Raw genomic sequence first — 7,030 nt, forward strand, 5'->3', positions numbered from 1 at the left:
GGCCACCCCGGTGGCGCGGCCGGTTCAGGGTGGCCGAAAAACGCCGCCAGTGGGGCGGAAGGGCTTCCGTTAGATGAGTAAGTCCGAACTCCGGGCTGGCCGTAGCCGAGCCTGAAGAGATGGCTTCCAAGGTCATGGTGTGACGCAAGATCTGGAAACCCTCGTCGGCATCTCCCGATTACCGCATCCGGGGGCCGGTGGGTGAGCCGAGACGGGGAGGAGCTGGGTGCTCGGTGTCCGGGCATGCCAAAGGCGTCCAGGCCGAGATGCCCAGACGCCTTGGGCGGATCCAGCGGCTAGTCAGGCCGCCGCGGTGCTGGAGGCCGGAGTCGACGTCGTCGAGGAGACCGTGGCGGTGCCGCCCGACGAGGTCGAGGACGACGAGTCCGAGCTGGCGGAGCTGTTGGTGCTCCCCCCGGATGTCGCCTCGCTGCTGCTACCCGTGGCCGTGGCGTCGCCGACGTCCTTGGGGCGGTGCTGCGTGGACCCGCCGGAGGAGTTGGACCGGCTGTCGTTCTTGTAGAAGCCGCTGCCCTTGAACACCACGCCCACCGAACCGAACACTTTACGAAGTCGTCCGGCGCAGGCCGGGCACTCCGTCAGTGATACGTCGCTGAAGCTCTGTACGGCCTCAAGGTCACGCCCGCAGTCGGTGCAGCGGTACTGGTAGGTAGGCACGTGCTCCTCCCGGAGTTGGCACTCTGACGTGGAGACTGCCAACTTTAGCTTGTAGAGGGCCCGGGATGTTCCCCGGTGCCATGGGTTGGTTCGCACCGTAGCGTACGGCTCGGCGTGATGATGATCTTCACGTTATGATCATGGGGCTCCATGGGGATCTCATCCAGAACCTCTTGGTCGTGCAGGACGGCGATCACCGGAACGTCGGCGCCCACCCGGGCCAGCACCCGGTCATAGGAGCCCCCACCGCGCCCCAGACGCCGGCCCGTCCGGTCGACCGCGAGCGCCGGGATGATCACCACGTCGGCCTCGGCGAGAACCCCACGGGGTGCCGCCGCCGGTGGTTCGCGGGTACCCAGCGCGCCGGGCACCAGCGTTCCGACGTGCTCCCGGAAGTCCAGATCGAGATCGGCGCGTAGGGCGGGCAACAGCACCCGCACCCCGCGAGCCAGCAGTCGATCGAGCAGTTCGGCGGTGTCCGGCTCGCCGGGCAGCCCCACATACGCCGCCACGCACCGCGCGGCCTCCACCTCGGGCAGCCGTTGGATGCGGTTGGCCAGTCGGGACGCATCCGACCTGGACAGCGAGCCCCGACGCAGGGCCACGGATGCGCGGCGCTGTACCAGTAGCCGGGCCCGCAGGCGAGCCTTGGCCTCGCCTACCTCGTTGGCCTCGCCTACCTCGTTGGCCTCGCTCGTCTCGCCTGCCTCGCTCGCCACACCGGCGGGGACGGTCCCTCCCGCCGGGGCTGTCCCGCCCGCGTCTGTCCTGACGGCCTGGATGGCCGTACTCGTCTCACCCAGCGCCGACGCGCCGCCGACCAGGGCGGGTGCGATCCGCCCAAAGCCGCCGCCGGCCTCGGAGCCGGTGCCGGGGGTTCGGTCGATACCGTCGTGACGGGGGCGGGCACGCCCGGGGTCCGCTGGCCGACTCCCGCGTCCGGACACCGGTCCGGAATGCGGACGGATCGTCAGCTCGACGGTGAGCTCTTCGTCGAGATCACCCGGAGGCCGGTCATTCCACTGCACACTGACAGCCTCCCGCAGGTTGGCCGCCAGCGGGGGGTTGCCGCGGCATACGGCACGCGAACGTGGGCGTGATGTCGGGCGGAGGGGGCCCAGGTTGCCAATTGTGGCATATATAGTTACTGATGGTGATTTTATCGGTTGTTGGTGGAGGTGTTGTCAGTCACCGGTAGGGGTGCTGTCGGTGGTGGACCGGGTGGCACGGGGTGCCGCGGGCTCGTTCTCGGACCCGCGGCGCATGTCCGGGCGGCGGGCGGGACCGGCGGCCACCGTGAGCTGTGCATTGCCTGTGCCGGGGCCATGGGCGGTGCCCGTGTCCACGGACCCGACTAAGGTTTCGGCTATGCCAGTAACGAAGGCGGTCATTCCAGCCGCGGGTCTGGGGACCCGCTTCCTGCCGGCGACGAAGGCCGTCCCCAAGGAGATGCTGCCGGTCGTCGACAGGCCGGCTATCGAATACGTCGTCGAGGAGGCGTCCCGCGCCGGCCTGCGCGATGTCCTGCTTGTCACAAGCCGCACGAAAAAGGCGATCGAGGATCATTTCGATCGTGAGGCGGACATCGAGGTGGCCCTCGAACGGAAGGGTGACGATCTTCGTCTCCGTCGGGTCCGGGCGTCGGCGGAACTGGCCGAGGTCCACTCGGTCCGCCAGCAGTCGCCGCGTGGGCTCGGTCATGCCGTGCTCTGCGCGGCGGCGCACGTGGGAAACGAGCCGTTCGCCGTCCTCCTCGGTGACGATCTCATCGACGAGCGGGACCTGCTGCTCGAGGAGATGCTTGCCGTGCAGCGCCGCTTCGGGGGCAGCGTCATCGCCCTGATGGAGGTGCCCGAGGACCAGGTCTCCCTCTACGGCGTCGCCACGGTGGAGTCCGTCGGCACCAGTGCCGACACCGGCGGGGCCGACGACCGGTACGGGATCGTGCGGATCCGTGACCTGGTCGAGAAGCCACCGGTCGCGCAGGCCCCGAGCAATCTGGCGATCATCGGGCGGTACATCCTCTCGCCGACGATCTTCGACGTCCTGCGGCGGACCGAGCCGGGACGGGGCGGGGAGATCCAGCTCACCGACGCCCTGCGGATCCTGGCGCTACGGGCGGTCGAACCGGCCGGTGCCGCGGGGGACGCCGACACCGACACTGCCGCCGAGCCCGTCCACGGGGTGATCTTCACGGGTCGGCGGTACGACACCGGTGACCGGGTGGACTACCTGAAGGCTGTCATCCGGCTCGCATGCGAGCGCGCCGACCTTGGCCCCGAGCTGTACCCGTGGATCGAGGAGTATGTCGCGTCAGGTGGCCCGAAGGCAGCATTGTCCTAATTTATCCACATTGCTTAAATTTAATCCCCTTCATCGCCTGAGGGTGTCGGGATGTCCCGGCTTCTCTTCGGGTAGGCCTTGACGGCTCCAGTGACGACTCCGGCAAGGACCGGAACGCTCCCGGAACCGGCCAGCGCCCGGCGGTCGCGGCATGCCGTTCGGACTGGGAGGCCCGGACTGGGAGGCCCGGAGCGGACGCGCCCCGCCCCGACTGCTGGAGCTACCTGAAGGTAACTGCGGGTAATATCTGAAGGTAACTGCGGGTAAGAGGGATCCGGGCTTCGACGGCCGTAGCCTGGGTGATGCCGGACCCGGCGTGCGACGAGTGGTGCATCGAAGGGCAGAGAAATGGACGGGCGCCCATGACTTCGGTGGATGAACACCTCGAGCGGATCCTGGCTACGGTGCGGCCGACCCGCGCTCGGCAGGCCAGGCTGGACGAGGCGCACGGATGCGTGCTCGCCGCGGACGTCCGGGCGACGGTCGCGCTTCCCGGGTTCGACAACTCGGCCATGGACGGGTACGCCGTCCGGGCCGCCGACGTGGCCGAGGCGTCGGCGGCCACTCCCGTCTCCCTACCGGTCATCGGCGACGTCCCCGCGGGTCCGGGTTCGCCGGCCGCGCTGCTCCCCGGCGCCGCGGTACGCATCATGACCGGGGCCCCGCTGCCCTCGGGAGCGGATACGGTCGTCCAGCTCGAGTGGACCGACGGTGGCCGCCAGACCGTTGCGGTCCAGCGGGCGCCGCGCCGTGGCCTGCACATCCGCCGGACGGGGGAGGACGTCGCCCCGGGCGCCCTGGTGCTCCCCGCCGGGACGATCATCGGCTCCGCGCAGATCAGCCTGCTCGCTGCGGTCAACGTGGCCCGCCCGCCGGTGCATCCCCGGCCGCGGGTGGCGGTGCTGTCCACCGGGACCGAGCTTGTCGAGGTCGGTACACCGCTGGGCGCCGGGCAGATCGTCGATTCGAACAGCCATGGCATCGCCGCCGCGGCGCGGGAGGCCGGCGCGGTGGTACGCCGCCTGGCCGGGGTGCCCGACGAGCCGGACGCCTTCGCCGCCGCCCTGCACGGGGTGCTTCCCGACGTGGATGCCGTGGTGACGACCGGTGGCGTCAGCGTCGGGGCATATGACGTCGTCAAGGAGGTGCTCGCGCGGACCGGGACTGTCCGGTTCGATCGGGTCGCGATGCAGCCGGGCAAGCCGCAGGGTTTCGGCCTGGTCGACGGTGTGCCCGTCTTCACGTTGCCGGGGAACCCGGTCAGCGCCCTCATCTCGTTCGAGCTGTTCGTCCGCCCGGCCCTGCAACGGATGCGCGGTCTCGCCGGCACCGGGCTCCCGCGGATTGTCGTGACCGTCGGATCCGACCTGCGTTCCCCCCTCGGGACGAGGTCCTTCCCGAGGGTGGGGCTGGAGCGGAGCGGGGACGGTAGGCGCCTGGAACCCGCCACCGTCGCCCATCTGGCCGGCGGGCAGGGGTCACATCAGCTCACCTCGCTGGCGGGAGCGCAGGCGTTGCTGATCATCCCTGAGGAGGTTACCGAGGTGCCGGCGGGCAGCCGGCTGCCGGCGTTGTTGCTCCCGGACGTATCGGGGGCCATTCTCTCCGGCATGGCCTGGGCGGTTGCGGACACTGCGGACGTCGATGCGCCGGACCCGGTTTCCCCGGACCCGGCTTCCCCGGCCGTGACCCGGGCCGCCGGATCGGCGGCCCGGTGACCGCCGCCCGGCTCACCCACGTCGACGACCGCGGCGCGGCCCGCATGGTCGACGTGTCGGCGAAGGACGTCACTGCCCGTACCGCGACCGCCACCGGGATGCTGCGGGTCGTTCCCGAGGTTGTGGCGCTGCTGCGCGGGCAGGGGGTACCGAAGGGCGACGCCCTCGCAGTCGCCCGGGTCGCAGGGATCATGGGGGCCAAGCGCACGCCCGATCTCGTTCCGCTCTGCCATCCCATCGCGATCTCCGGCGTCACGGTCGAGCTGGACGTACGGGACGACGGTGTGGCGATCATGGCCACGGTCCGGACGGCGGACCGGACCGGCGTCGAGATGGAGGCGCTGACCGCCGTCGCCGTCGCCGGGCTTACGCTGCACGACATGGTCAAGGCGGTGGATCCCGCCGCGGAGCTGACCGGGGTGCGAGTGATCGCGAAGACCGGGGGGCGCTCCGGGGACTGGCATGCCGACCTCCCGCCGGACGCGGGGTCCGCGGAATGAGTGGCAGGCGCCACCTTCCCGCGGGTGCCCGGGCCCGGGTCATCACCGTCTCCGACCGGGCGTACCGAGGGATCTATGCCGACCGGTCGGGCCCGTTGCTCGTCGCCGGGCTCGTCGAGCTCGGTTTCGAGGTGGGCGCGGCGACGATCGTCCCGGACGGGCGGGATGAGATCGTCGCCGCGCTGCGGTCCGCCGTCGCCGACGGAGTGGACCTAGTGGTGAGCACTGGTGGCACCGGCCTCGGTCCCCGCGACGTCACCCCCGAGGCGACGCGCGAGGTGATTGAGCGGGCCGTGCCCGGACTCGCTGAGGCGCTGCGCGCGGCGGGTCGGGAGACCGTGCCGGCGGCGATGCTCTCCCGCGGGCTCGTCGGAACCGTCGCCGCCACCCTGGTGGTGAATCTGCCCGGCTCGACCGGTGGGGTACGCGACGGGCTGGGCGTGCTGGCCGGGGTGGTGGGTCATGCCGTCGCCCAGCTGCGCGGAGCCGACGACCACGGGCACCCGGCCGCGGGGTCCGCGGGCCTTGCCGCTGCCCCTGCCGTCGATGCCGCTGCCGTCGATGCCGTTGACGCCGGATAGGGCGCGACGGTGGGAGCTCCGGGTTGGCCGGCAGTCCTGACTGACGGACGGGTCCAGGTGCGGCCGCTTCGTCTGCGTGACGCCTCCACGTGGGTCGAGGTGCGGCTGCGCAACGCCGACTGGCTGGCGCCGTGGGAGGCGACCCCACCCGGAGTGATGATGGTCCGCGAGACCTGGGCGCAGCGCCAGACCCTCTCGATCTACCGTCAGATGTGGCACCGCCTGCGCCAGCAGGCCCGGCTCGGCGCCACGTTGCCGTTCGCGATCACCTTCGAGGGGCGGCTCGTCGGTCAGGTGACCGTGTCCACAATCGTGCGCGGGGCGTTCAACAGCGCTCAGGTCGGCTATTGGATCGATAGCGAGTACGCCGGTCGAGGCATCACGCCGACCGCGCTCGCGCTCGTCGTCGACCACTGTTTCGGGCCGGTCGGGCTGCACCGGGTGGAAGCGAATGTGCGCCCGGAGAACGCCGCGAGCCGGCGGGTGCTCGCGAAGCTCGGCTTCCGCGAGGAGGGGCTGCACCGGCACTTCCTCGCCATCGACGGCCGCTACCACGACCACATCGGATTCGCGCTGACGACCGAGGACGTCCCCGAGGGCCTGGTGCACCGCTGGCGGGAGACCCGGTACAGCCGGCCCTGAGCGGCCGCCGCGCCGCCTGACGGTGCCGCGCCTGACGGTGCCGCCGCGCCTGAAACCGATGCCTGGATCCATGGCTTGCGTGACACGTTCCACTCCGCCACCGGGACGGTGTCGGTTACCAGATGTAGTCCCTTCTCGTCACCGCCCGTCGTTCCGGATCTCAATCCGGTGACAAAGTGAAGGTCCTGACCGGATACCGATGCTCTATACGAGGGCTTCCATAGGTCATACGCGGTCCTGGTGGGGTGCCACGGTGCGTTTTGACGACCACGCATCCACCACCGACCATCCGGTTGCGGATGCGACACGCGGGCTCCGGGTCGGTGACCACGTGGATTTCGCTCACTAGCGTCGACTACGAAATCGCAATCGTTGGTGTCGAGAAGAGGCTCCTCATGGTCAGAGCGCCCGCACCCGCCGCGCTCGCCGCGGATGGTGCGCATCCAGTGGGTGGTGGGTGGGACGCGTTTCCCGCGGCGTTCCCTCCCCCCGATGACGGCGAACACCGCGGAGACCACATATCCCGCGAGATTGACAACGTAACCACAGGAGCGGGTGGGAGTATGGG

At 70.5% G+C, this 7,030-nt stretch carries 8 protein-coding genes and 1 pseudogene; 7 read left to right on the plus strand and 2 right to left on the minus strand.

What is annotated here, in order from left to right:
- Positions 1–313: 313 nt before the first annotated feature.
- A complete protein-coding gene (locus AC08OX_RS13070) occupies positions 314–523 on the plus strand; it encodes a hypothetical protein (RefSeq protein WP_476608071.1) in 210 nt (69 codons plus the stop codon).
- A gap of 14 nt (positions 524–537) precedes the next feature.
- Here the strand turns inward: AC08OX_RS13070 and AC08OX_RS13075 are convergent.
- Together AC08OX_RS13075 and AC08OX_RS13080 are read right to left on the minus strand one after the other, a co-directional pair.
- Positions 538–774: pseudogene (locus AC08OX_RS13075) on the minus strand (FmdB family zinc ribbon protein); the annotation flags it as partial.
- Positions 723–1,706, minus strand: a complete 984-nt coding sequence (locus AC08OX_RS13080) for a 5-formyltetrahydrofolate cyclo-ligase (RefSeq protein ID WP_476608072.1) — start codon at positions 1,704–1,706, stop codon at positions 723–725. The pseudogene AC08OX_RS13075 and the gene AC08OX_RS13080, both read right to left, overlap by 52 nt.
- A 340-nt stretch (positions 1,707–2,046) precedes the next feature.
- On the opposite strand from AC08OX_RS13080, the gene AC08OX_RS13085 reads away from it, so the two are divergent.
- The 6 genes from AC08OX_RS13085 to AC08OX_RS13110 form a co-directional block, all read left to right on the plus strand.
- Positions 2,047–3,021 (plus strand): UTP--glucose-1-phosphate uridylyltransferase, encoded by a 975-nt coding sequence (locus tag AC08OX_RS13085; protein WP_476608073.1) that lies wholly within the window; start codon positions 2,047–2,049, stop codon positions 3,019–3,021.
- Positions 3,022–3,383: 362 nt separating this feature from the next.
- Positions 3,384–4,739, plus strand: a complete 1,356-nt coding sequence (glp, locus tag AC08OX_RS13090) for a molybdotransferase-like divisome protein Glp (protein WP_476608074.1) — start codon at positions 3,384–3,386, stop codon at positions 4,737–4,739.
- Positions 4,736–5,239, plus strand: coding sequence for a cyclic pyranopterin monophosphate synthase MoaC (gene moaC, locus AC08OX_RS13095; protein ID WP_476608075.1), 504 nt, complete (start codon positions 4,736–4,738; stop codon positions 5,237–5,239). The genes glp and moaC overlap by 4 nt, the downstream gene beginning before the upstream one ends.
- Positions 5,236–5,820 carry a MogA/MoaB family molybdenum cofactor biosynthesis protein gene (locus tag AC08OX_RS13100; protein WP_476608076.1) on the plus strand — a complete coding sequence of 195 codons (585 nt, stop codon included), beginning with the start codon at positions 5,236–5,238 and terminating at the stop codon, positions 5,818–5,820. Before moaC ends, AC08OX_RS13100 begins: the two co-directional genes overlap by 4 nt.
- 9 nt (positions 5,821–5,829) lie before the next feature.
- Complete coding sequence (locus tag AC08OX_RS13105) at positions 5,830–6,462, plus strand: GNAT family N-acetyltransferase (RefSeq protein WP_011438406.1); 633 nt, start codon at positions 5,830–5,832, stop codon at positions 6,460–6,462.
- A 323-nt stretch (positions 6,463–6,785) separates the two neighbouring features.
- The coding region (locus tag AC08OX_RS13110; RefSeq protein WP_476608077.1) for a hypothetical protein at positions 6,786–7,030 on the plus strand (245 nt) is incomplete at its 3' end.

It is taken from the genome of Frankia sp. CoBUL1 (genome assembly GCF_978021245.1).

Bases quoted from the DNA above. Each gene is read 5' to 3' on its own strand.
- glp (WP_476608074.1), top strand. From the start codon at position 3,384: ATGACTTCGGTGGATGAACACCTCGAGCGGATCCTGGCTACGGTGCGG.
- AC08OX_RS13085 (WP_476608073.1), top strand. From the start codon at position 2,047: ATGCCAGTAACGAAGGCGGTCATTCCAGCCGCGGGTCTGGGGACCCGC.
- AC08OX_RS13100 (WP_476608076.1), top strand. From the start codon at position 5,236: ATGAGTGGCAGGCGCCACCTTCCCGCGGGTGCCCGGGCCCGGGTCATC.